Source organism: uncultured Aquimarina sp. (genome assembly GCF_947492965.1).
Taxonomy (GTDB): Bacteria; Bacteroidota; Bacteroidia; order Flavobacteriales; family Flavobacteriaceae; genus Aquimarina.
On the sequence record NZ_CANLOZ010000037.1, the window covers coordinates 1 to 458 of the forward strand.

The 458-nt window shown below is 54.8% G+C and carries 1 protein-coding gene; it reads right to left on the minus strand.

Annotated features, from left to right (window positions below; translation table 11 throughout):
• Positions 1-458, minus strand: a 458-nt coding sequence (locus Q1B37_RS24205) for a hypothetical protein (protein WP_299903353.1), incomplete at both ends; no start/stop codon positions are given.

A 458-nucleotide genomic window follows, 5' to 3' on the forward strand; every position in this document is an offset into this window, starting at 1 on the left:
GTGGCACCTGTTTGACCAGTAGCTCCAGTTTGTCCTGTGGCACCTGTTTGTCCAGTGGCTCCAGTTTGTCCTGTGGCTCCAGTTTGTCCTGTGGCTCCAGTTTGTCCTGTGGCTCCTGTTTGTCCAGTAGCTCCTGTTTGTCCTGTGGCACCTGTTTGTCCTGTGGCTCCCGTTTGTCCAGTAGCACCCGTTTGTCCTGTGGCTCCTGTTTGTCCAGTAGCTCCTGTTTGTCCCGTAGCTCCAGTTTGACCCGTTGCACCTGTTTGTCCTGTGGCTCCCGTTTGTCCAGTAGCTCCTGTTTGTCCCGTAGCTCCTGTTTGTCCAGTAGCTCCTGTTTGTCCCGTAGCTCCAGTTTGACCCGTAGCACCTGTTTGTCCTGTAGCTCCTGTCTGACCAGTAGCTCCTGTTTGACCAGTAGCACCTGTTTGTCCTGTAGCTCCCGTTTGTCCTGTGGCTCC